This window comes from Microbulbifer maximicatervae (SeqCode) (assembly GCF_052467615.1).
Map to the genome: position 1 here is coordinate 1,774,714 of NZ_CP174319.1, position 24,251 is coordinate 1,798,964.

The window sequence follows — 24,251 nt, forward strand, 5'->3', positions numbered from 1 at the left end:
TGGGGGTGACTGCCACTACTGATGCCGGTTTTGGGCATGTATAATTGGTGGATGCCTTTAGTAAGTAACGGAATGATTTGAGAGGGATGTATGGAAAAAATTTATAGAAATGGACTCAGTTCACGTGAGTCTGCCAAAAAAATCTTAACTGTCAATCTTGGTGTTATAGGAATTGCATTACTAGTTGCTCTTATCTTTACGCGCATGTTTGGCTCTTCAGCCGAGAGCGGTGAGTCAGATCTTACCTTTTGGACTTTTGTGATTTTAGGTTCTTTAGGTGTTATCGTTTATATATACCTTTCTTTGATACGATTACTTCCACTTGCAGAAATTAATGGGAATACACTAACGGTTTATACCGGAGTCTTTATAAAGAAGACTGTAGACCTTGATAAGGTAGAGAAAATAACGTTTCAATATAGCTCAGAAAAAGATCAAAGGATGAAGGTTAAGTATCCGCGAAAAATTGCAGAAGAGTTTACGATCAAGCAGTCAAATTGTTCAGTTAAGCAACTTTCCGAGTTTATTACCAATCGCTTCGATGTGAATGTTGCCTATACTTAGTGGTACGAGCTTCTATGGTCCCTCTATTGCTGTATAAGCCTACAAGGCGGAACACCTTTTGGTGAGGTGTTCTGTCCAGTGTAGGAGCAACTCAATGCTTAATTATCACAGCTCTTAGTTTCTCAGAATTTGTTGTTGAATTTCTTGGCTGGTATAAGAATGCCGGCCAAGTCAACGCTGTATAATGCGATTGTCCTTTTGGTATCTATGGCTCCCTTTTGTTTGGTATTTATGGCTCCCTTTTGTTTGGTACGGATGTGCTGTAAATAGAGTAATCAGTTTTAGTGGTGCGTTGTCCTGGGAAAAAGTTTGATCTCAAGGCCTTCCATGAGGAGTTTCTAAGTTTTGGTAATGCGCCAGTGCCAATTATCCGAGAGTTAATTCTGGTAAGATTACAGGAAGAAGATCAAGATCAAAGGCAGAACCTAGTGCGTAATAAGGTACAAGTAATCTACAAACTATCAGTCGCGAAAGTCGTCAAAGGAATCCTGCGGCTCCCAATAGAAAGTGCCTAATAAAAGGTCGAATAGCGGAAAAGTTAAATTGAAATTATAAATTTTCATTAGTTTACGGTGATGATGAATTCTGTGTAAGTGGGCTAACTCACGAAACACTGGCACTTTATGAAACCAGTGACTCTTGGGCTGGTGATAACCGATATGCATTAGCTCATAAGCCAGGTGATTTAATATCATGGTTGCTGCTGTGATATATCCCATATTACCTGAAGCCACCCAGGATAGAAAAAAACCACAAAGTGGTGCCAGAATAAAAGTGATAACAGCTGTTAGATAGATTGGAAACAGTACTATACGCCAATCACGAGTTGACTCAAAAGACAGCAAAGGTGCAGAAAAGAAACTGTGGTGATCGCCAGTATGCCTCTTGTAAAACAGTTTGGTAAATCTCAACTTATTATGCCCAGACCAGCGATGGGCAGCATACTCTACAGCGTTGTAAGCAAGAATTCCCAGTGGAATTATTAGCAGTTCATGCGCCCTCAGCTCACTTATCTGAAAAATACAGTAAATAGCACCGATTAGGCTGATCAGTAGAATACTCCCTAAATGGAACCAGCCGCTATAGCGGCTTTGGGCATAGGCTCTATATTGCTCTCTGAAAGCCGCCGTATCATGCATGTTCGACATATTTCACCTGACTTTTTATAGTATTTACGGTTTTTCATGCTATTGACGATAAATATAATTGGGGACATCATGTATCGTCTAATAAATAATTATTAAATGCATTATTCATCAGGTTGATAATGTCTACGCATCTTAGATCACTGGACTTAAATCTGCTCCCCGTTTTTGAAGCACTTATGATCGAGCGAAACCTGACCAGAGCTGCAGTAAAACTGTATATGAGCCAACCGGCCGTCAGTGCTGCCCTCAAGCGGTTGAGAGCTACTTATGAAGATGAGCTTTTTATACGGACCGCTAGGGGATTGCGCCCCACTGAACGCGCACTGGCACTGCACCCCTCTATTCACCAGGCACTCAACACCGTCCGCTCAGGCTTCCAGCAAGCGTCTTTTGATTACCGGAAAGCAGAGCAGGAATTCTCCATCGTTATGCCCGATGTGGTGGAAACTCTGATGATCCCCGGCTTCTGCAAATGGCTGCGAGAATTTGCACCCGGCATCGGGCTTACTGTACTCCCCGATGAGTCAGAAATGACAGCCAGAATGGTGAGTAATGGGGAAGTAGACCTAATCATTGACTACCTACCTGTCAATTCCCCCAGCTATATTAACCAGCCTATCGCAGAAGAAGAGCTTGTGATTATTGTCAGCAAACATAATAAAAATGTGGGTGAGACAATCAGTGAAAAAAAATTCCAATCGCTGCCACAAGTATCCCTATTAAGAGGAAACCCTATGGGCTCTCCAATGGAAAGGCTAGCCAGGCCTAGAAAGTTACAGCGCAATATTTGTTTACGAGTCCCACACCTCTCGTCTTTCCCCTATGTGGTTTGCACAACCGATTTAATTGGCGTTGTACCAGCGAGAATGATGATTTCAAGCTATTATAAAGAGCTCCCCATACGTATGCTCAAACTGCCAATGGCATTTCCAAAGGTAGTACTTCAGCTCACCTGGCATAAGTCGCAGACAACAAATCCAGCTCATCGATGGCTAAGGGAAAAAATTTTGGAGCTTTATCCGAATTTGTAAGCGCTGTGTAATACGAGCGCATTTTGATATTTATGGCTCCCTTTTTTAGTACGGATGTGCTGCAAATAAGGTAATCCTTTTCGAACGTTCTGATAAGGATAATGTCCCACCTAATGAAAGCTGGAGGCTGATTTTTTAGTTTTCAGAGGTTCTGTTATTTCTGAGTGATCAGTTTTAAGTGGTGCGTAGCCCTGGGAAAGGAGTTTAGGGAATGAGTGGGTTTAGTTTTAAGAGTGCGGTAAGAAACAACCGCGGTGCAATATTGTTTCTATTTCTTATGTACTTTTTCAAGTCAGCGTATGCCGACTGGTCTCCAGTACCAAGTGGGTCTATGGAGCCTACTATTCATCCTGGTGATTTTTTGTGGGTAGATAAGACGAGCTATGGGCCAACTTTATTTTTCTTCAATAAGCAGGTTGCTCAATGGGGGAACCCTTCCAGAGGAGATGTTATTACCTTTTTGCCACCTCACACTGATCAACTATATGTGAAGCGTGTAATAGGCGTCCCTGGTGATAGCTTACGTATTGAAGGGGCGAATGTGTTTGTTAATGGCGCTCAGCTTGAGTATCACCTGGAAAGTGGGATGGGTTCGGACATCCTGGGTAGGGAAGTCATTGATGGCAGGGAGCATCAGTTCAAGCTTAGTGGTAATAAGAAATTGCCATATATTGGGAAGACTATTGAGATCCCTGAAGGTAAGTACTTTGTCATGGGAGATCATCGCAACGATAGCTTGGATTCGAGATATTGGGGCTTGGTTGACCGTGATAGGGTTATGGGCAAAGTTACATCTTTAGCGTTTTCCTTTTCTAAGGAGAGAGATTTCTTTAGTAGTGTGGCGATGCCTCTCAAGTAAATAGCCAATAAATTTTCTTTAAAAGGGTGCAGCTGTTCACTGGTAATACTTGTGCTACCAGAGAATAGAGGGAAGGCTTGCAATAGCAGGGAGTTGCTAACATGAAAGTGATTGATGTTTGGGCCCAGCATCCTACAGAGCGTTTTCTTGCTGAACCTTTCTTTGATACTTTGAAGCGTTGGATGGGGCAGGACTTTAAAGAAGTGCCCCTTGAGTGGACCCTGTCAGCTATGGATATGGCAGATGTGTCCAAGTCATTGATTTCTGCTTGGCATGGGCCGAGCGGAGCCTTGATAAGCAATGATGAAGTACTGGATCTTACTTTAACTCATCCTGACAGGTTTTGCGGTCTGGCATCAGTGGACTTGCGAAAGCCAGTAGAGGCTGTGCAAACCCTGCGCAAGTACGTTTTGGAACATGACTTTAAAGGGCTGCGCATTGTGCAGTGGCTCTGGGAGTTGCCTTGTACTCACCCTTTGTATTATCCGCTATATGCGGCTTGTGTTGAGCTGGGGGTGCCAGTTTGTTTGCAAGTGGGCCTTACCGGGCCGTTGCGTAGCTCTGATTCTGGCCGTCCTGCCCATATTGAGCGGATTGCTCTCGATTTTCCCGATCTAAAGATTGTCTGCGGCCATATTGGGTATCCTTGGCACAATGAAATGATTGCTTTTGCGACCAAGTTTCCCAATGTCTACATAGATACTTCTGCTTATAAGCCAAAAAGATACCCCCGTGAGTTGGTTTCATTTATCAAGTCTCACGGTAAGAATAAGGTGATGTTCGGGACTAATTATCCCATGCTGACACCGGAGATGTGCTTAAAGGAAATGCACCTTCTGGATTTGGATGATGAGGTTGCGGAACTCTTCTTGTATAAGAATGCAGAGAGAGTGTTTAAGCTTTGATCGACTGCTTGTCACTGTGGTTGATTCTGGTGGTTAACTTAACTGCTCTATTGGAAGAGGCTAAGAGGTTTAGTCTCTTCTCAGCTCATCCTTGATTGCAATGGGGTTGGGAAAGTTCATCACCACAATGTAAGACGACACCAGGAATGTAAGAATCGCGGTTGCCTGGATTAAATGTGATGCTGCGCTGCCAATCAGGTTTTGCGTATAAGCGAGCAGAGCGATTAACAGGGAAAATTCACTAATTTGCCCAAGTCGAAATCCAATATCCCACGAGAGCACTTTGTGCTCACTGCGATTTCCAAGCAGGAAGTGAAATACAACGGGTTTTATTACCAGAACTGCGGCGGCTGTGACCAGGGCAGGAAGTAGAATTTCGGGCAGCATGGCCAGCTTGAATTGCGCTCCGAGGCTGAAAAAGAACAGGATCAGGAAGAAGTCTCGCAGAGGTTTAAGGCTGAGGGCGATGTACTGTGAAATCCGGCTGGCAGCCAGCGTGATACCACCAATAAATGCGCCGATCTCTCTTGAAAGGCCAACAACTTCCGCCAGCTCTGCCATTCCCATGCACCATCCAAGTGCCATTAAGAATACGTATTCGTGGAAGCGGTCAAAGCGGGTAAAAAGTGGCAATAAAATATATTTTACTATTAGCCAAGCAAAAAGTATCAGCAGTGGCAGCGATCCAAAGGAGAGAGCCAATTGCCAGATCTGTTCGTCACCGGTGTTATCACTCAGCAGTACCATTAGGCAGACTATTGCCACAAAGTCCTGAAAAAGAAGAAGTCCCACCATAAGTTCACCCAAGTGCTTGTGGTGAAGTACGGTCGTGGGAAGCAGTTTGATACCGATAATGGTGCTAGAGAACATCAGCGCCATGCCAATTACCCAGGATTCAACGGTAGTAAATCCAAACAGCAAGCCTATGCCAAAGCCAAGGCCGAGGAAGATCGCACAGCTTACAACCCCCACAAATGTAGCTTTGCGCAATACAGCTACCAGCGCTTGAGGTTGCATGTCCAGCCCCAACAGGAAGAGCAGGAAGATAATCCCAACGCTGGACATATCAGATAGAAGTCGCAGGTTATCGATTACTGCAAAGCCGGATGGGCCGAGTAAAACACCGAGAGCGATGTAAGCGACCAGAAGCGGTTGTCGTCCAAAAAGAGCCAGTGAGGCAACAATTGCTGCGCCACTAAAGATCAAGAAGAATGATTGGAAAAGGGAGCTGTCCGCCACAGGCCATCCTTGTGTGTGAGCGAGATTTAACCATTATCCATAGATGTGCGAACAGCTGAAAGGTCTATGTGCCTACCAAGTGGTTGCGCTGAGACTTTACTCACCGGATGGAATCGGTAACTCGGTAGTGCTTTTGATCTGTTCCAAGGCAAAGTTGGAGACAATATCGCTAATGCCGACATGCCGGATTAACTCCTTGTAAAAACGGTCGTAGGCCGTGATATCGCTTACTACCACTCGCAACAGGTAATCGTAGTCGCCTGCCATACGGTAGCAAGCCACAACCTCTGGCAACTGTGCCATATGTTCGGCAAAGTTGTCGGCCCACTCCGGTGTGTGCTGGTCAGTTTTAACCTGGGCAAACACTGAGACCGGAAGTCCTAAAATCTCGGCATTAAGCAAGGCGACTTTGCGTCGAATGATGCCGCTCTTTTCCAGTTTCTGCACCCTGCGCCAGCATGGGGTTTTTGTCAGGCCCACACGCTCCGCCAGCTCCTCGATCGAAAGGCTGACGTCAGATTGCAGAATCGCAAGAAGTTTTCTATCAATCGCGTCAAGTGAGGACATAGTGCTATGCGCTCCCTATAAGGTAGGGGTTTTGTGTCCTTGCGCTGATTGCATTGCCTCCCTGGCTACCCCTAACGGTATTTGGGCGAGTGGGTGTGGGGGCTATTGGATGAAAGTCATCGAACTACCATCACACCTACTGCAGATACGATAGGCTCAGGGGGAGAGTGCTGGTAGTGGAATTTCCCTAGATGTGCAACGCTTCTGGGGGAGCTTTTTAGTAGAGGTGAGATTGGGCGGAAGTTGGCCGCCCAATCTTGAATGCAGATCAGGCTGCGTCTTTGGGCGGGAAGCGGGGTTCGAATAGTCCCAGCTCAATGGCCTCGCGGACCTTGGCCATCAGGTCAATTTCTGTCAGTTCCTGCAACTGTTGCAAGCTGTTGAGAACATAGTAAATGGGTTGAACAATATCGATACGATATGGGGTGCGCAGTGCGGTAACCGCGTCTAAATCGTAGCGCTCTGGTTGGTGACTCAGTGCGTAGAGTGTCTCTTTCGGGGAAGACAGAATGCCGCCACCGTAAATGCGCAAACCATCGTCGGTGTTCAGCAGACCGAACTCCACTGTAAACCAATAGAGGCGGGCTAAATAGGCGCGCTCTTTAGGCGAGGCTTTAAGGCCCAGTTGTCCGTATTTTTGCGTGAAGTTTGCAAATGCTGGGTTGGTGAGCATGGCGCAGTGGCCAAAAATTTCGTGGAATATGTCCGGTTCCTGCAGATAATCAAACTCTTCTGGAGTGCGTATAAAGGTAGCAACTGGGAATTTGCGATCCGCTAGAAGACCGAAAAAGGTTTCGAAGCCGATAAGGGCGGGAACCCGGGCGACTTCCCAGCCAGTTTCCCTGCGCAGCACGCTGGAGATTTCCTCGAGCTGGGGTATGCGGTCTTTCGGTAGGTCCAACAGCTCCAGGCCGTGCATATATTCATCGCAGGCGCGGCCAGGTAAGACATCCAGTTGGCGTTCAATCAGACGCTGCCAAGTTTGGTGTTCAAGGTCGGTATACTCGATAAAGCCGTCTTCATTGGGCTCACGGGCAACGTACTTGCTTGCCTTCTTTGCTTCTTTCTTCATGAATGTCTCTCCTGCGGCTCGGTAGCTCTCGCTGATTCCCAGTGCCCAGCACCTGCCGCTGAACCTGTTGTTGTTATGTTTCGACCTCTATTTTTAGCCAGGCGTGCCCTTGGTGGGGAGAGGTAGCGGCGAGCTATTGCGCCTTCTGGGGAGTTCAAATTACACTTTCTGTAAACATTTCTTTACAGGTGACGCTGTGCGGGTAGAGATTACTTGTGCGAATCGTGTCGGCATTTTGCACGAAATAATGCAAATTTTCGGTAAATATCGGATAAATGTGACCTCTGGTGAGCTCGGGGGTGACAGTGGAGATAAGGTCTATCTGATAGCGCCCGGGATGCTTGCCACTCAATACCAGACTATCGAGAAGTCCCTGCACCAGGTTCCTGGAGTTAAACGGGTGCGGAGGATCTCCCTATTGCCCCTGGAGCGACGTCATTTTGAGTTGGACACTTTGCTGAGTCATGTGACTGATCCGGTTCTTAGTGTGGATCGCGAGGGCAGGGTGGTCGCTGCGAATCTGGCTGCGGCAAGGGCCTTCGGTGTGAGCTTGGACAAGGTGCCAGGTCTACAGCTGCAGAGATTCCTGCCGCTTATGCAGGTCGCAGAATTGCTGCGGGATTTTGCAGTGCCTCGCTACGGACTGCCTCTGGTGGTAAGGGGGCAGAGTTTTCGTGTGGACTGGTCCCCGATCACTCTGGAGGGAAATCCCGGAGCGGTTGACTCACTGGCTGGGGCGGTACTGCGTTTACAGCCTTGGGATAGCAGCGAGTTTGTCACTGAGCTGCCAAGACCGATGGTGTTGTGGGATTTTGATTTGCGTCGAAGGAGTTGCCTCCAGTTACAGGACTTATCTGAACTCAGTGCACCTCTGTTGATACTGGGTGAGCGGGGCACAGGAAAGACAACGTTTGCCTGTGCGGTGCATTACCTCTCCCCATCGGCCTCAAGGGCTGATTGCTATCGAATTATCCCCCGTGACGGCACTATGCAGCTGCCTTCACATCTTCGTCGAACGGGTACTTTGATTCTTGAGGATATACATACTCTCAAAACAGAAGCTCAAGTTGATTTATTGAGAAAACTCCGCAATTTGCCGGCATCGCTGAGATTGGTGGCCACCGCTATTGATAGGGAATCTATTGCGCCGCCACTTGCGCAGCTCTTTTCGTCGTTAGCGATGTCCTTGCCCCCGTTGCGAAATATGCGACCGGTTCTGCCGCGCTATGCCAGTACTTTAATGCGCCAGGAGTCTCCAGAGGCTAGTGAGCTCAATTTTGATAGCGAGGTGATGGAGTTGATCAAACTCCATGACTGGCCGGATAACTTCAACGGCCTCAGGGACTATTTAATGGCCGCATCCAGTCAATGCTTGATTAGAGGGGCGGCGTCGATCAGTTGTGCGGATGTGCCGGATTTAATGGTTAAGGCGGAACTTCCCTGGCGGGACTGGAGCCGTGGACTTACCTATAAGGAAATGATGGAGCAGCTGGAGAGGGCGTTGCTGGCGGACATTATCAAAGGTCACTCCTCAACCAGGGAGCTGGCTAAGGATCTGGGTATTTCTCATACCGCTGTGGCCAACAAATTGCGGAAATACGGCTTGTCGGCCAATAAAAAATAGTTTGTTTAGCGGTCGATTCGTCCGATCAGCATATCTTTAAACATAACAAAGTCCCCGATAAAACTGTAGAACGGATACTTAAAGGTTGCCGGGCGGTTGTTTTCAAAGAAAAAGTGCCCGATCCATGCAAACCCGTAGCCCGCGACAGGAGTAACTGCCAGCCACAACATATTGGAAGTTACTACAGCCGCAATTATTGTCGCGAACACCAGACTGGTGCCGAAGAAGTGCAGCCGACGACAGGTGAGGTTGCTATGTTCCTGTAAGTAGAATGGATAAAACTCGCGAAAAGATTCAAATTTTTGCGCTTCTATTGCGGCCATGCTGTGCCTCCTTATTTTTATTGCACAATCAGGGGAGCCGCTGAACAAAACCGTAATATCTCTGCGTTGCGAGTTCTTGCAAGGTCCAGGCATTGCTGAGAGGTCGCGCCTTAACTATGAATCGCTCCGTAAGCTAGCCGTATCGCGGGTTTATTCAGAGACTCCTAAGTTTAAGACGAATATCTACAGACGCCAATCAGGGCGCGGGCACAAATTATCTGTTAGGCTGCCGCAAAAATATGCGGTTAACCCGCAAGTAAGCGATATGAGGAAGTTATGGCAGGTCCACTCGCACACTTAAAGGTACTCGATTTAAGTCGTATTCTCGCCGGACCCTGGGCTGGGCAGGTATTTGCTGATTTTGGGGCTGAGGTTATTAAAGTAGAGCGCCCGGAGCGAGGGGATGACACTCGCCACTGGGGCCCTCCCTACCTAAAGGATGAGAAGGGAAATGACACTGCCGATGCCGCTTACTATCTAAGTGCCAATCGCGGAAAAAAATCAGTTACCGTAGATATCACTACTGAAGATGGCCAGGCCTTGATCAAGGAGATGGCAGCCCGATGCGATATTCTTCTTGAAAACTACAAAGTAGATGGGCTAAAAAAGTACGGCCTGGATTATGAGTCCATCAAGGCGATCAATCCTGGTGTTATCTACTGCTCGATTACAGGTTTTGGGCAAACTGGCCCGTACAAAAATCGAGCAGGCTATGATGCGATGATCCAGGGAATGGGTGGTCTGATGAGTATTACCGGTGTGCCGGAAGGGCAACCGGGTGCGGGCCCGCAAAAGGTGGGGGTGGCCGTAGCGGACCTGATGACGGGGATGTACGCGGTATCTTCTGTATTGGCAGCTGTTGTTCACCGGCAGCATACGGGCGTTGGCCAGCATATCGACCTCGCCTTATTGGATACCCAGGTTTCATGGTTGGCTAACCAAGCCCAAAATTACCTTACCTCTGGTAAAAGCCCTGAGCGACAGGGTACCGGCCATCCCAATATAGTCCCCTACCAGGCAGTCCCTTCAAAAGATGGCTATTTTATGTTGGCAGTGGGTAATGATGACCAGTTTAAACGCTTCTGCGGAATCGCGGGCGTAGAAGAACTGGCAGAAAATCCTGCCTACGGGACTAACTCAGCGCGGGTAATGGCCCGTGAAGAATTGGTGCCGCAGATTGAAGCGGCGACTCGTAAGCGCGATTCCGCTTGGTGGCTCCAGCATCTTAGTGATGCTCATGTTCCCTGTGGGCCTATTAATACATTGGAGAAGGTTTTTGCTGATCCTCAAGTACAGGCCCGGGGTATGGTGGTTGAGCAGGATCATCCGGAAGCTGGAAAGGTGAAGACCGTGCGCAACCCTGTAATCTTCTCCGAGTCCGCACTCGACTACACCCAGGCGCCGCCAGTATTGGGTGAGCACACTGAGGAAGTATTGCGAGATTTGCTTGGCAAAAGTGACGAGCAAATAGAAGAGTTACGGAACAAGAGTATTGTGTAAGTTATAGATAGATGACTTGCTGATAATCAGGCACAAGGATGTGCCTTGTAAATTAGGGAAAACAGATGGAACTCGACCACGTCAATATTACTGCTCCTATGGAAACCCTAAAGCGGGTACGGGACTTCTATGCCCAGGTTCTCGGTCTGACCGAGGGTGAGAGGCCAAATTTCAAGCGTAATGGATTTTGGCTCTATGGCAATGGTAGGGCTATTTTGCATTTAATAGATGGTGAGGTGAGTGGTGACCAGCCTGAGAAACCCTACTTGGATCACATAGCTTTCCGTACAGATGCGCTTGAGCCGGTTAAGCAGCGTCTGGATGCGTTGGGAGTCGCCAATCACCTAATGGATGTGCCCGGACGCAATGTACGGCAATTAGTATTTTTTGATCCAGTTGGGAATAAGGTAGAAGTTAACGCGGTGGTGTAGCAACTTCTTGAGAGGTCTAGACATTCCTGCGAAGCAGCCCTTGACTGTACCGCTCTGCATGCCAGAGGTATCACGGAGTTGTTCAGTGGCTCCTTAAGTTGTTTTATTCCTTTCAGAAGCTTTTGAGTCTCTTAGGTTTAGAAGATTCTTTGTAGAGCATGTTCTTTATAGCCCCTGGATTTAACTTGTTCCCCTGCCAGAGAAGCTATGGCAGTCACTTCCGATTGGTCGTTTTCTCTGATTGAAAAGTTGATATGCTTCATGTTCTATTGCAAATGATTGAATCTCTGATAAAGATAATAATTTATGCCAGATAGTGAAGAATCAGTTGTATTTAAAATACAAGGGAAAATGGTAGTTGGTCAGCGTAAATTCAGGGCGCCGTTAAGTTATCAAGACCGTTTGGTTGATGAGGCAAGGCTGGTTTACGTTATTAGTGGCTGTTCAACCCTGGTTTGTGGTGATGAAAGTCTCACCTTGAGTCCTGGTGCTACTGTGCTAATGAAGACAGATAATTTTATTAATCAGTGGCATGAAGATGGAATAAACAATGAAATTAATTTCATCGGTTTTCGGCTAACGTCAGAGCTATTACAGCGACTCTACCCAAGTGGTATGCCTGATGTCTTTGGTAATAATGGCGAAAGTAGGGTTGCTGTTAAGGAGGATAATAAGTCCATTAATCAGCCCCCCTCGGCTGAGCGCCTGCAGGAATCTGTACTGCTCTCCAATTATATGCGTAGCATAATTGACTATATCCAGCAGCCAGAAGTATTCAGTGAGCCTCTGGTGGTATTAAAGGTTCGAGAATTAGTAGAGCTCATCCCCAGGCTCGATAGCAGTGGAACAGTTGTGAAGATGTTGGGGCAGTTGTTCATCAGGCAACAGCCTAAACTTCAGGAAGTGGTGCAAGCTCACTTATACTCCTCTCTGAAGCTGGCGGATTTAGCTTTTCTATGCCATATGAGCGAGTCAACATTTACTCGTAAATTTAAGCAAGTCTATGGCAGTAGTGCCACGAAATATATTACCTCGAAACGGATGGAGAAAGCACAGCAGCTGATTCTCAATAGCGATCTTAGCCTGACTGAAGTTGCTTTGGAGTGTGGTTTTGATGAGCTTAGTTACTTCTCCCGGGTGTTCAAACAGCACTATCAAGTAGCCCCTTCCCAAATGCGTAAAAAGGCGATTTGACGGATTTGTACAAATCCTTGACTGGATGTTCCAAGTAAAGTGTTGGCTTACTGCTTAATCTAGTCCTTGTCTTAACAGCGTACTTTTCTAACGATATGTCGTTATATTTAAACCCTCTTGTTACTGAGGGGCTAAAGAATGAATACATGCTCATTGGTAGTGCTAATGGTGATGTTGGTTTTGCGTTTAGCCCGACGAGCATTAGTTATCGTCCTGGTGGTTTGATTAGAACCCTCCTAGGGCAAACTATAGCTGATACCGCTGAAGACTATAAACCAGTCACTTTTATTACTTGCTCATGTTTGCTGGAAGCCTGAATGCTAATCACTCTGCCCCCTGCGCAATCAAAAATAGTGAGACTTGATACAGTCAATTAGTAACACTGCTTTGGTCTGTTATCCGGGCTAAGGGCCTCTTGAGGTCTCGCAGAGATGATAAGGAATTTTTCAGGGGATCTTTGAGTTCTCATTCTGTTCATTTAATCAACCAGATGGAATATTTAATATGATTCGTTTCGCACAATTTCTTTCCGGTATATTTGTACTTATATTGGGTTCGGCTGGCTTAGTGACCATGCTTTTCCCGGAAGTTGTTAATGGTCCAGCAGGGTTTGATGCCACAACTAATTACGGTTTCACTAACCTACGTACTCTCGGTGCCCCCACACTTAGCTTAGCGATTATTACGGCAATTGGTGCCTTTCGCAAAGAGTGGTTATTAATACTTCCTGCCTCGATGTACTTTCTATTTAATGGTTCTTCGCGGCTTATTTCTGTATTGGTTGAGGGCTACGAGCCCGTAATGCTGACTGGTTTGGTGGTGACATTTACACTATTTATTCTGTCCCAGGTGGCTGTGTACAACTTCCGTCGTGCAGCCTTGACGTAGGTTGAGAAATGTAGGGTGTTGGCGGTGTTTACTGTAAATATCACACCGCCACTCTTTCAGAACGTCGCAGAAATGAAGGTGACTCTATGGAAATTGTGTACTTGATTGATGGTGAGGTAAGTGGTGCGTTGCTTCCGTAGGTTTTTGTATTCCATTTCCTGAAGCGAAAGCAAGCAGCTCTAAGTTGAAAAATGTTTCTAGTTTTTGGGGGCTTTGTCTGAAAACAGCTTTCCAAACGCATCGTAAACAGCAAGATGCAGAGTGTCACCATGGTCTAGTTGTTCAAAGTAGCCGAAGTGTATTTTTGTGTTGCTCTTCTTATTATCTAGCTTGTTGTATAGTGTTCGCGCTAGGCGCTCCATCACTTCCCCCTCTTTTCCAACTCCAATATAGATCTGTTTGTCCTCACAGCAGTCTTTAGGGATGCTTGTCAGAAGAGATTCTCCACTCCACCATAAGCTTGGGCTGATAATAATATAGTTGTCGAAAAGGTCCGTATGCTTTATCAGGATTTCTGTAGCTACAAGTCCTCCCAGAGACTGACCTATCAGTGTGGACTTTTCTTTTGTACGGAAATTGCTTGCAATAATGGGTTGAACCTCTTTGTCCAAAAAATCAATGAATTCCTTTGATCCGCCTGATGATGGAAATTCTTTTTGATCTAAAGCTATTTTGGATGGAAATGTATAGTCGCGTTTTCTATCAATATTTTCTATGCCTACAAGAATGGATTCTGGAAGCATATTAATCCATGAGAATGAGCCGAATTGGAGCACTCCCGCTATATGGATAAAGTCTTCGGATAAGGAGCCATCTAAAAGATAGATTACGGGGTAGTTTCTTTCAGGTTCACGATGGTAGCTCTCGGGTAAGTAGACATTTAAGGTGCGCTTTTCCTTTAATATCTTCGACTGAAAACTAATTGAGTCGCCAATTACCAGGGGAGAACTCTTAAGGTCTGTAGCCTTTGCGAAAGTAGCCATAAGAAAAAATGAGGTGAGAGCCAAATACTTGACCATAAGTTATATGCCCTTTGAAGGTTAAATTATTCTTGAAATAGATAGGGTCTGTAGAATATTCATATTGAAACGGCCTAATACTAACATTGAGGAGGGTGTTGGTTGTAGTAATGCTTTATTTAAAGCTTAAAATTATTCGTCACTCATCATTTATACAGAAAGTCTTGTTGGGATTGGCGTTCGGACATGGAAGGGGATGAGATTGCGACGTTTTTCTTCTGCTCTAGCTGAATGGCTTTCCTGGTTTCGCATTCAGGCCGCTTTAAGTAGAAATTTGGATATTTGGCCTGAAAATGTACCAATCTAAGTGGTTGGAATTTTCCCGGTAAGTACTGCTGAATTTAGTAAAGGTGGCCACTTGCAGGAGGTCAATTTTACAACCTATTTTGCTAGCCCCGTCAAACCCTTGATCATTGGCACGTATTGCGTCCCGAGATGTTTAGCTTGTGAATCAGAAATTAACCCGGCACAACCTGACTGGCTGGTCGGATTTTGGGGTTGTTGCATGGGTGTAATTCCTATTTAATTAATCAATTGATTAATTAAGGATAAATGCCTGTGACTGATAATCCATCCACTCGAGGCCGCGGGCGCCCAAAAGATCCTGAGCGTGAATCCCAGGTGCGCGAAGCGCTCATGCAGTCAGCCTACTCTCTACTTCGGAATAAGGCCTTCCGTGATATTTCCATTCGGGAGATTGCTCAGGGAGCAGGGGTGAATTCTGCGATGATCAGTTACCACTTTGGCGGCAAGGAGGGGCTAATTATCGAGGTGGTTCGGAGCCAAGTCATGCAGTATGGCCCCGCGTTCGTCAGTGCGGGGCTGGATGGAGGGGAGCCCTCTTTAGAGTTGCTGAAAGAAGCAATGAGTCGAATGATACGCCTATACATCAAGGAGCCCTGGATTCCGCGCCTGATTGCTGATGAAGTGGCTTCCAAATCTGGTCGAATGCGCGAACTCTTTGTTGACAGGTTAGCCTCACAACTGGTGCCAAAGCTGCGCGGGTTGCTGGGAATTCTCCAATCCAGCGGCCAGTTGCGAGAGGACCTGGATATTGACCTGATGCCAGTCTCTTTTATCAGTCTGATTGCCTTTCCCTTCATCGCTGGCGACCCCTTGAAGGAGGGGTTTGGCTTTGCTCTGGGGGAGGAAAACCGGGAGAGATGGATTAACCATACCGTTCAACTCTTACTCCGTGGCGTTTCCAATAAATCTGTGACCAAAGGCGAGGAAGTCGGCAATGGAAATTAAGACTCATATGAAAGCACTGATGAATCGCCGGCTGGCATTACCAGCTTTGATAGCGGCGGGGGTGTTTATATCTATGGCATTGGTCGTCACTAAAGGTGAGCCTAAACACGATGCTATTGAGGCTCCTATAACGGTGGTAGACGCAATTAAAGTGCAGGAGTTACCGCTGCGAGCTCAAGCTATTGCATATGGTGAGGTGAAACCCAGTACTTTCCTGGAAGCCAATGCAGAAGTCAGTGGTAGGGTGGTGTATACAGCTCCGGAATTGGAGCGGGGCAATATTATCTCTGCCGGTACACTGGTGTTGAAGATCGATGATACCAGCTACCAGCTTGCCCTGGCGCAAGCTGAAAGTGACTTGGCTGCAAATCGCGCTAATTTGCAAGAGCTGGATGTGGAAGAAGCCAATAGTAAACGCTCTTTGGACATCGCCGAGCGCACTCTCAAATTGGGTGAGAAAGAACTCGCTCGCAAACAAAAGTTAGTTGCTAAGGGAACCGTCTCCCGCTCGACCGTAGATACTGAAGAACAAAATATGCTGCGCTTGCGCCAGGAAGTGCAGAACCAGAGCAGCCAGCTTTCCCTTTTCCCGACCCGCCGCAAAGTGATTGAAGCCCAGATAGCTCGCTCAGAAGCTCAGGTACGGGACAGTAAATACAATCTGGAGCGCACCCAGGTGATCCTGCCATTTAATGCTCGTATTGGCGAAGTTCATGTTGAAGAAAACCAATATGTTGCTGGCAATGCCCGTTTATTTGATGCAAGCGGCCTTGCCCAAGTAGAAATTGCAGCAGAGCTTCCTATGGTTCATGTGGCTCCACTTTTGCGCAATTTAAGGCCTGGCATCGATTCCAATCCGACTCCTGATGATCTACCCAAGATGCTGTTGGGGCTGGAAGCTCGGATCACCCTGGTGGGTGGCCCGGGGAATAGTGAGTGGCAGGGGAGGGTAGTGCGCTTGGGTGGAACCCTGGATAGCACCAGTCGAACACTCTCCGTTGTTGTAGCTGTGGATGACCCCTATGGCAAAGCGGTGACCGGTGAAAAACCACCGCTATTTCGCGGTATGTATGCCCGTGTAGAGTTATTGGCTCCCGCCGCACCAGCACTCGCTATACCCCGCCGCGCCCTCCATGAAGGCAAGGTTTATCTGGTACAAAATGGTCAACTAAGAGTGCGCCCTGTACAGATTGACTACCACCAAGGCGACACCACTGTGATCCGCGAGGGATTGAATCCCGGTGAGCAGGTTATTGTGACTGATGTAATTCCTGCGATTAATGGAATGGCAGTTTCCGTCGTCAGTGATGAGCAATCCGTTGCGGCGAGTGCTAGAGGTACCCAGCAGTGATACGTTATTTTGCCGGTCACCCAACGGCGGCCAATTTATTGATGGTTGCGCTGATGCTAAGCGGGCTTTTTGTTCTGCCCAGCATGAAGCGTGAAACGATGCCGGAAATCGATAAGTTTGAGGTTCAGGTTTCGGTACCTTATGCCGGCGCTGCGGCAGCCGAAGTGGAAGATAGTATTTGTCTTCCCTTGGAGGAGGCCACCGATGGAATCAGCTTTATTGATGAGCGATTGTGTGAGGCAAAAGATAATCTGGGCCTGATGACCCTCAAGATGCAAGAAGCGGGTGATATGGACCAGTTTGTTGCTGATGTGGAGTCCGCAGTAGACAGTATCGATTCGCTTCCTGCAGAAAGCGAGCGCCCGGTGATCGAAGAACTGGGCCGCACTCAGGGGGTGGTTAGTATTGCTATCAGTGCTGACCTTCCTTTGCCCCAATTAAACCAGCTGGCGGAGCACTACCGCCGCGAATTACTCCGCGATCCCGCTATTCCTATTGTGCGCATTTCCGGTTTTTCTGACCACCAGCTTCAGATTGAAGTTTCAGATTATAACTTGCGCCAGTACGGACTCAGCGTGATGGACCTGGCCAATATTATTGACCAGCAAGCGATCGACATGCCCGCCGGCAAGGTATCCACGCCGGATCGAGAATACCAGGTGCGTTTTACCGAAGAGCGCCGCACGGTTGCAGAATTGGAAAACCTGGTGGTGATTAAAGGTGGTGATGGAGCGGAAGTTCGACTTGGGGATATTGCAAAAATTTACGATGACTTTGAGCTGGCTGAAGACAAAATTACTTTTGACGGTCATCGTGCAGCGCTTCTCAATGTCGAGAAGAATAGTGTGGATGATAGCTTGCGTGTGCTTGAAGCCGTACGGGACTTTGTCGACCGTGAAAATGAAAATCTGCCTGAGGGTATGAAACTCACGCTAACCCAGGACAGCGCCTCTATCGTTGCGGATCGCTTGCAGATGATTATGGCTAACGCCTGGCAGGGCCTGATTTTGGTAGCGCTGGCTCTCTATCTGTTTTTCAGTGGCCGCTACGTCTTTTGGGTGGTCATGGGCTTGCCGGTTTCATTCCTGGGTTCGTTTGCACTGATCACGGCCATGGGCGTGTCCATTAATATGATCAGTCTGGTAGGACTGCTGATTGCCATTGGTATCCTGATGGATGACGCCATAGTGTTATCGGAGAGTATTGCCAGTGAACACCGTGAGGGAAGGTCGCCGTTGGAAGCGGTTATCAATGGCACCAAGCGAGTGGCTCGTGGAGTACTGTCTTCATTCGCAACTACGGTAATGGTGTTTGGAGGACTGGTCTTTATTAAGGGGGATATGGGGCAGGTCCTCAAGGTGCTCCCCATTGTATTGATTTCTGTATTGCTCATTAGTCTGATCGAGGCTTTCCTGATTTTGCCGGCACACTTGCGCCATGCCCTTGAGCATAAAAGTCGCACCCCGGCCTGGAAGCAGGCTTTTGCCAAACGTTTTGATGGTTGGCGAGAAAATATGGGGCGCGCAGCAGATTGGGCTGTTAAATATCGCTATGCCTTTGTCGGGGGTGTATTTGGCTTGTTCCTGGTCACTATTAGTTTGATGACATCGGGGATCGTCAAGTTTCAGGGGTTTCCCACCTTGGAGGGCGATTTATTGCAAGCTCGGATCTTAATGCCTCAAGGCACTTCTTTGGTCGATATGGAGAAATTAGTCGATAAGCAGTTGAAGACGTTGGATCAAGTTGCCTCAGAGTTTTCTGAAAATGAAAGAGCACCTTTGGTAAACCATACGAGTGTCACTTTTGGTGTTAACGGAGATGCCTTTGAATCGGGGCCCCATGTGGCCACAATTAATGTCGATCTGCTTGCCGCTGAAGGCCGCAATACCAGCATGGATGAATTGCGCCATGCTTGGCGTGAGGCCGCCGGCGACACGCCAGGGGCAATCGCTATTCTTTATAAGGAGCCCGCCTTAGGCCCTGCCGGCCGTGCTATCCACTTGCGCCTTGCCGGTTTGGAGCTGGATCAACTAAAGGCAGCGTCCATTCGCTTGCAGAATTGGTTGCGTGGATACGACGGCGTAGTGAATGTGGTGGATGACTTGCGTCCCGGCAAGCCGCAACTCACCGTCAAAATGCGTGAAGGCGCCTATGCCTCTGGCCTGGATGCCAGCAATGTTGCCAATCAGTTGCGAGCTGCTTACCAGGGGATGGAGATAGATGAAATTCAATATCGGGGGGAGACCTACGAGATACAGGTTCGTATGGATGCAGATTCCCGCGGAGCGCTGAGCCGTTTCGATGAATTGGTCATTATCCATCCATCTACCAAGCAACGGGTTCCGCTGATTGCCGTTGCCGATATAGAAATGAATCGGGAGTATGCGCGAATTCAACGTATTGACGGCGAGCGGGTAGTGAGTGTGTTTGCTGATGTTTTCACAGAGAAAGCGAATGCTGGACAGGTACTTGGCGATACCCAGGAGAAGTTCCTGTCTGAGCTTACCCGTGAGTTCCCAGGATTGCGCGTTGATATGCAAGGGGAAATGAAAAATAGTGAGGTTACCGGTAAGTCCATTGGTCGGGCCCTGTTAATAGGTGCCATTGGTATCTACCTTCTCCTATCCATGCAGTTCCGTAGCTACGTGGAGCCTCTGATTGTATTGGTGGCTATTCCCCTGGCACTGATTGGTGTTATTTGGGGGCATCTGATCATGGGCCAGAATATGTCTATGCCCAGTATGATGGGTTTTGTCTCTCTCGCCGGAATTGTGGTCAATGACTCAATTTTGCTAGTGGAGTTTGTGAAGCGGCGAGTGCGTGAAGGAATGGATGTACATAGCGCGGCAAGTCAGGCCAGTCGCGATCGTTTCCGAGCAATCTTCCTTACCTCGCTGACCACAATTGTCGGTCTGTTGCCACTGCTATTTGAAACCAGTCTGCAGGCACAGGTGTTGGTGCCGCTTGTTACCAGTATTGTATTTGGTATCAGCAGTTCTACTATTCTGATTCTTCTGGTGCTACCGGCGCTCTACGGAATACTGGAGGATTTTGGGTTTACTGAACCTCAAGAAGAGAGTGATGGTGAAGACGTATTAGTACCGGCGCCTATGGTAACTGCGCCAAGTAGTTGATCGTTTTATGTGAAGGGAAGCTAGTTTCCTAGGATATGCCTAGCTTATTACACCTAATAATGGTGCTAATAAGTTAGGCAGAGAGTGTTTTGGGCTAGTCAATCCACAGATCTACGGTCTATCGTTTTGCCAATATTAGTGTAGAAAAAATAACTCATAGCCTCCAAAATGGTTTTAGGGGCATCGTCATTTCGGCTTTGCTCCACTGAACTCTTGTAATCCCGCTTTAGCGATTTCTTTAATTTCCCTCTCTGTAGAATTAACAAGCGTATTTCCATCTGGCCCCAAATAAAAATGAACTATCTTCTCGGGAAGATTGGAAGTGCTAAAAGCCCATGCTGCTTCGGTAGGTTCCAATATTTCTCGCTTATGTCTCTTAACAGTTTGGTGGACATTAGTAATTTTGAGTGTTAATTGCGCACCTTCATAAATATCTCAGTCCATAGTCACTTACTTTGCCATCTTATGTGTATAAATATACAGTCTTGTATATTAAAATGGAAAACCGATAAGTAGCACTTTAGACTCTCTTAGAGCCTAAGTTGTTACTGGTAAAGCCAGACACGTACTACTTCAATCTAGATTCGCAAAGGAGCAAATATGAAAATTTCAGGAAAGTTCGAGGTTACTGTAAAGCCGATGGATCCGTATGCGAAAGGCAGTGAAGGAAACAGTTTGGGGCGTATGTCAATTAATAAAGTCTTTTACGGTGATCTTTCAGGAGAAAGTCGAGGAGAAATGTTAAGTGCAATGACTGCCGTAAAAGGATCTGCGGGGTATGTAGCTATAGAGCAAGTTGCCGGTACTTTAGGTGGTAAGCGAGGCACGTTTGTTTTACAGCACTTTGGGACTATGAAGAAAGGAGAGGACTTCCTTATTTTAGAAGTTGTGCCTGATTCTGGCACTGGAGAACTAGTGGGACTCTCTGGGAAAATGTCTATTCAGGTGGATGGTGGAGTTCATTACTACGACTTTGAATACCAACTTGATTAATACTAGTTTGTTACCTGTATAGCGTCATGGGGAGATTGCCCGTTCGAAATTTATACGGCCTGTGCTCGTCTTGATTGAAGGTGCTACCTCGGATTGAATATTTGCCAATAGAAATTCAATCTGGGGGATCAGTGTCGTTTTCATAATATCTAAGTTTAGAAGAAGGGCTGAACAGGTGGGTAAGTCTGCGGGGATATATTGATGAGTGTATCGCCAAAGAACTTCCTTTCTGTATAGAACAAGATGGTATCGCCAGTGGAAATCCGCTGACGATAAATTGCTGGGTCGCTAAAAGTCATAGGATAGCTGGGCGATTAGCTCTCGTGGTTGGCCGGGAAAATGTCCTTGCCGCTCATTAAAACCGCTCACTGCATACGTTTTATTCAAAAGGTTTTTTACGTTGATACTCAGCTGAATATCATCCCAGCGAGTTGCCCAGCTGGCATCGAGTACAGTGTAGGCCTTTACTTTTTGATCATCGAAGCTTATTTGATCGCTCACATAGTCGGCACCAATAGCAAATGCTGAATCCCATATACTGAGGTCATAGCGGGCCCACAAGCCTGCTTGGTGCTTGGGTGCATTTACGAACTGACCTGAGTCTGACACATTGCGTGAGTCACCCTCAGCGATATACGTATCGTTGTACGCATAATTAGCTGTTATGCTGAGTCTCTGAGTTATGTCACCGACTAAGGTGAACTCGCTTCCACCACTTTGAACCTGCCCGAGGTTGATAATTTCGGCTTCATTCGGGGTCTCATCGGCACTGATATAGGCGGGGTTACTTTGGGCCATATTTGCTTTTTTTATCTGATAGAAGGCTAGAGTGGTCAGGATACGCCCATCCAGCCATTCCTTCTTCACACCAATCTCCACTTGACTGCCAGTACTGGGTTCAAGCTCCTCGGCGCCGCCCTCAAAGTCGTCTGCGCTCACCGGATTAAAGCTCTGGGAGTAATTTGCATAGAGGGATAGTGTATCTACGGGCTTATAAGTGATGCCTGTACGGTAGCTTGCATCATTATCTTTGTAGCTATTGCCGCTTTCTTTTTCAGTTTCGTCGAACTGATCAAGGCGCGCACCTAGCATCCAGAACCACTGATTGGTCAATTCCACAGTATCCTGGATATAAATGCTGGTACGGATGCTGGCCGTACCATCCTTATTCATATTGATAAGGTTGTAAGTTGACGGGTCAGTTATCCCGTAGTTGAGTTCGTAGATGTTGAGGTTTGTAACACCGTCTGCTCCAGGGCGCGCTCGCCAATAGTCATATTTTGTATCAACATCATGATAGTCACCACCAAGCAAAATCTGATGATTCATACCTGAAATGTCTGTGTCATACACAAAGTCCAAAGTAAGGCTCAGCTCTTCATTTGCCCGGTACTGATCGCGGTACTCACGGCGGATGGTTCCATCTTCAGCATTGGCCATTCCATCACCATTGATGTCTACCCAACCGCGTGATTCGTGATAAGCCTGCTCCCTTTCATTTTCCATGTAACGCAATGTTGCGTTAAAGTTCAGGCTATCTGTCACCTTATGCTTGACTTTAGTTCGAAGAACCAAGGCTTTTAGGTTTTGATAATCAGATTTTTCGTTGGTGTTGTAGGAGGGATCTACCAGGAATTTGCCGTCATCATTAACGGGTACGCCGCGCAAGCGGTTACCGCCTAGGTTTTGTTCTATGTGCTCGAAGGTGGTTGTCAGTTGAGTGTCTTCTGAGAGGTCAAATAGTAGTCCCCCAGCAAGTTCAATGTTCTCGCTGTTCGCATTATTGCGAAAGCTATCTTGAGATTCATAGAAGCCTCCTAAACGATAGGCGATATTTCCAGTTACACTGCCTGTTAGCTCGATAGAAGCTCCTTTAAGCGATTCGCTTCCAGAGATGATTGTTAATTCACGGTTCTCGTTGAAGGTGGGCCTCTTGGAGGTATAGTTAATCATCCCTCCGGGCTCACCGCCGCCATAGAGGGCGGAGGATGGTCCTTTTAGTACCTCGATACGGGCTACATTTGATACTTGAGGGACGCTAGACCCTGAATAGGGATCGCCGCGGACTCCATCGTAAATTACGTTTTTGTTGTCTCGAAACCCCCGAAATGTGACTCCGGAATAGCTGAATTCACTAACTCCTGCAATAGAGCGGTACAAGTCAGTAATATCGCGGGCAGCCTGGTCTTCAATAAGCTGTTCACTTAGTACTTGGGCTGACATCGCAATATTCAATAAGTCTGCGTCTGTTTTAGTTCCAACTTGTGTATGAGTGTCCAGATAAAATTGTTGGGCTCTACCAATAACTTCAACTTCTTCTACCGTTTGAGTTACTTCCTGGGCAGACACCAACGCAGCAGGGGCTAGTGAGGCCCATACTGCCAAGTTGAGTTGTTGAGGGTACATATTGATAAAATTCCGTACAAATAGGGTCGATTATAATTGATAATGGCTGAAATTTTTGAGATGCAGTAATAATTGTGAGGCAGTCGCAGGAAGATAAAAGGCTATTGTGCTGATTGGAGAGTAGGTAGGAAGAGTTGATAGCTGAGAACCCTAGCTTTCGAAAGCATTGATTTTCATTGAAAGGGTGTCAGTAATAGGTTAGGGAATTGATGGTTTGTTCGAATGATTGAATTAAGAAACATTGAAAAGAATGATGAAGCACTACTGGTTGAGTACTTAAATGATGAGTCTGTGCTTAAGTATTTGTCATCGAGAATTCCTCACCCTTATACATTGGAAGATGCTGCTTGGTGGGTTGATAAAGGTTGTAAGAAGGAAGGGATTGTAAAGGCAATAGAGTACAGAGGGGCCTTTTGCGGGATTATAAGTATGCGCGAGCAGCTGTTTGAGCATTCTCACTCCGGTGAGGTTGGATATTGGGTTGCGCGAGAATTTTGGGGGAGAGGAATTGCTACTATTGCTTTGACTCAGTTTACTCGTGAGATTTTTTCTTCACAAAATATTGTCAGGCTTTATGCCTCTGCCTTTTCTGGAAATGTCGGATCAATGAAGGTTTTACAGAAGGCGGGGTATAAGCATGAAGGGACTTTAAGCTGCTCAGTAAAAAAAGGGGGTATTTATTTTGATGAGTACATTTTCGCCAAGGTGAATGCCCCATCATAAAATTTCGAGTTATATTCTTAGTTGTGGAA

Annotated in this window: 22 protein-coding genes; 14 read left to right on the forward strand and 8 right to left on the reverse strand. The window is 46.9% G+C overall.

Translation table 11 applies throughout. From position 1 onward, the window contains the following. Positions 1-90 precede the first annotated feature (90 nt). Positions 91-564: a hypothetical protein gene (locus tag ACJJIM_RS08050; RefSeq protein WP_413665609.1), complete on the forward strand. Its 474-nt coding sequence runs from the start codon at positions 91-93 to the stop codon at positions 562-564. A 461-nt stretch (positions 565-1,025) separates the two neighbouring features. Here the strand turns inward: ACJJIM_RS08050 and ACJJIM_RS08055 are convergent, their stop codons facing one another. Then, on the reverse strand, positions 1,026-1,712 hold the full coding sequence (locus tag ACJJIM_RS08055) for a sterol desaturase family protein (RefSeq protein WP_444912926.1): 687 nt from the start codon (positions 1,710-1,712) through the stop codon (positions 1,026-1,028). A 119-nt stretch (positions 1,713-1,831) separates the two neighbouring features. Here ACJJIM_RS08055 and ACJJIM_RS08060 point away from each other — a divergent pair, with 119 nt between their 5' ends. The 3 genes from ACJJIM_RS08060 (at position 1,832) to ACJJIM_RS08070 (ending at position 4,507) form a co-directional block, all read left to right on the forward strand. After that, entirely contained in the window at positions 1,832-2,743 is a 912-nt protein-coding gene (locus tag ACJJIM_RS08060) for a LysR substrate-binding domain-containing protein (RefSeq protein WP_413665611.1), read from the forward strand. A gap of 211 nt (positions 2,744-2,954) precedes the next feature. After that, positions 2,955-3,602: a signal peptidase I gene (gene lepB, locus ACJJIM_RS08065; RefSeq protein ID WP_444912927.1), complete on the forward strand. Its 648-nt coding sequence runs from the start codon at positions 2,955-2,957 to the stop codon at positions 3,600-3,602. 101 nt (positions 3,603-3,703) lie between these two features. Next, a complete protein-coding gene (locus ACJJIM_RS08070; protein ID WP_444912928.1) occupies positions 3,704-4,507 on the forward strand; it encodes an amidohydrolase family protein in 804 nt (267 codons plus the stop codon). A gap of 69 nt (positions 4,508-4,576) precedes the next feature. Here ACJJIM_RS08070 and ACJJIM_RS08075 read toward each other — a convergent pair whose 3' ends face one another. From ACJJIM_RS08075 to phhA, 3 genes are all read right to left on the reverse strand, one after another. Continuing rightward, positions 4,577-5,746: a cation:proton antiporter domain-containing protein gene (locus ACJJIM_RS08075; protein ID WP_444897120.1), complete on the reverse strand. Its 1,170-nt coding sequence runs from the start codon at positions 5,744-5,746 to the stop codon at positions 4,577-4,579. Positions 5,747-5,842: 96 nt separating this feature from the next. After that, complete coding sequence (locus ACJJIM_RS08080; protein WP_108733441.1) at positions 5,843-6,313, reverse strand: Lrp/AsnC family transcriptional regulator; 471 nt, start codon at positions 6,311-6,313, stop codon at positions 5,843-5,845. A gap of 268 nt (positions 6,314-6,581) precedes the next feature. Then, positions 6,582-7,385 (reverse strand): phenylalanine 4-monooxygenase, encoded by an 804-nt coding sequence (gene phhA / locus ACJJIM_RS08085; protein ID WP_108733440.1) that lies wholly within the window; start codon positions 7,383-7,385, stop codon positions 6,582-6,584. A 112-nt stretch (positions 7,386-7,497) separates the two neighbouring features. Between phhA and ACJJIM_RS08090 the strand changes: the two genes are divergently transcribed. After that, positions 7,498-9,009 (forward strand): TyrR/PhhR family helix-turn-helix DNA-binding protein, encoded by a 1,512-nt coding sequence (locus ACJJIM_RS08090; RefSeq protein WP_444912929.1) that lies wholly within the window; start codon positions 7,498-7,500, stop codon positions 9,007-9,009. A 5-nt stretch (positions 9,010-9,014) separates the two neighbouring features. On the opposite strand, the gene ACJJIM_RS08095 is transcribed toward ACJJIM_RS08090, so the two are convergent. Next, positions 9,015-9,332 carry a DUF962 domain-containing protein gene (locus ACJJIM_RS08095; protein ID WP_282932610.1) on the reverse strand — a complete coding sequence of 106 codons (318 nt, stop codon included), beginning with the start codon at positions 9,330-9,332 and terminating at the stop codon, positions 9,015-9,017. A 276-nt stretch (positions 9,333-9,608) separates the two neighbouring features. Between ACJJIM_RS08095 and ACJJIM_RS08100 the strand changes: the two genes are divergently transcribed. From ACJJIM_RS08100 to ACJJIM_RS08115, 4 genes are all read left to right on the forward strand, one after another. Continuing rightward, positions 9,609-10,832, forward strand: coding sequence for a CaiB/BaiF CoA transferase family protein (locus ACJJIM_RS08100; RefSeq protein WP_444912930.1), 1,224 nt, complete (start codon positions 9,609-9,611; stop codon positions 10,830-10,832). Between the two features lie 65 nt (positions 10,833-10,897). Then, the gene (locus tag ACJJIM_RS08105) at positions 10,898-11,263 is read left to right on the forward strand and encodes a VOC family protein (RefSeq protein WP_444905410.1); all 366 of its coding nucleotides are present in this window, start codon (positions 10,898-10,900) and stop codon (positions 11,261-11,263) included. 306 nt (positions 11,264-11,569) lie between these two features. Continuing rightward, positions 11,570-12,457, forward strand: a complete 888-nt coding sequence (locus ACJJIM_RS08110; RefSeq protein ID WP_444912931.1) for a helix-turn-helix domain-containing protein — start codon at positions 11,570-11,572, stop codon at positions 12,455-12,457. A gap of 504 nt (positions 12,458-12,961) precedes the next feature. Continuing rightward, on the forward strand, positions 12,962-13,345 hold the full coding sequence (locus ACJJIM_RS08115; protein ID WP_413665620.1) for a hypothetical protein: 384 nt from the start codon (positions 12,962-12,964) through the stop codon (positions 13,343-13,345). A gap of 197 nt (positions 13,346-13,542) precedes the next feature. Here the strand turns inward: ACJJIM_RS08115 and ACJJIM_RS08120 are convergent, their stop codons facing one another. Continuing rightward, complete coding sequence (locus ACJJIM_RS08120; protein ID WP_444912932.1) at positions 13,543-14,364, reverse strand: alpha/beta hydrolase; 822 nt, start codon at positions 14,362-14,364, stop codon at positions 13,543-13,545. 558 nt (positions 14,365-14,922) lie between these two features. On the opposite strand from ACJJIM_RS08120, the gene ACJJIM_RS08125 reads away from it, so the two are divergent. Genes ACJJIM_RS08125 through ACJJIM_RS08135 form a run of 3 tightly spaced genes read left to right on the forward strand, consistent with a single transcriptional unit; the run spans position 14,923 to position 20,100 of the window. Next, positions 14,923-15,615, forward strand: a complete 693-nt coding sequence (locus ACJJIM_RS08125) for a TetR/AcrR family transcriptional regulator (RefSeq protein WP_444912933.1) — start codon at positions 14,923-14,925, stop codon at positions 15,613-15,615. Next, entirely contained in the window at positions 15,605-16,966 is a 1,362-nt protein-coding gene (locus tag ACJJIM_RS08130) for an efflux RND transporter periplasmic adaptor subunit (protein WP_444905406.1), read from the forward strand. The genes ACJJIM_RS08125 and ACJJIM_RS08130 overlap by 11 nt, the downstream gene beginning before the upstream one ends. Further along, positions 16,963-20,100, forward strand: a complete 3,138-nt coding sequence (locus ACJJIM_RS08135) for an efflux RND transporter permease subunit (protein WP_444912934.1) — start codon at positions 16,963-16,965, stop codon at positions 20,098-20,100. Before ACJJIM_RS08130 ends, ACJJIM_RS08135 begins: the two co-directional genes overlap by 4 nt. Before the next feature lie 186 nt (positions 20,101-20,286). Here the strand turns inward: ACJJIM_RS08135 and ACJJIM_RS08140 are convergent, their stop codons facing one another. Then, complete coding sequence (locus tag ACJJIM_RS08140) at positions 20,287-20,457, reverse strand: hypothetical protein (protein ID WP_444912935.1); 171 nt, start codon at positions 20,455-20,457, stop codon at positions 20,287-20,289. Between the two features lie 243 nt (positions 20,458-20,700). Here ACJJIM_RS08140 and ACJJIM_RS08145 point away from each other — a divergent pair, with 243 nt between their 5' ends. After that, positions 20,701-21,093, forward strand: a complete 393-nt coding sequence (locus tag ACJJIM_RS08145; protein WP_444912936.1) for a DUF3224 domain-containing protein — start codon at positions 20,701-20,703, stop codon at positions 21,091-21,093. Positions 21,094-21,381: 288 nt separating this feature from the next. On the opposite strand, the gene ACJJIM_RS08150 is transcribed toward ACJJIM_RS08145, so the two are convergent. After that, complete coding sequence (locus ACJJIM_RS08150) at positions 21,382-23,499, reverse strand: TonB-dependent siderophore receptor (RefSeq protein WP_444912937.1); 2,118 nt, start codon at positions 23,497-23,499, stop codon at positions 21,382-21,384. Between the two features lie 222 nt (positions 23,500-23,721). Here ACJJIM_RS08150 and ACJJIM_RS08155 point away from each other — a divergent pair, with 222 nt between their 5' ends. Further along, positions 23,722-24,222, forward strand: a complete 501-nt coding sequence (locus tag ACJJIM_RS08155; protein WP_444912938.1) for a GNAT family N-acetyltransferase — start codon at positions 23,722-23,724, stop codon at positions 24,220-24,222. Positions 24,223-24,251: the final 29 nt, after the last annotated feature.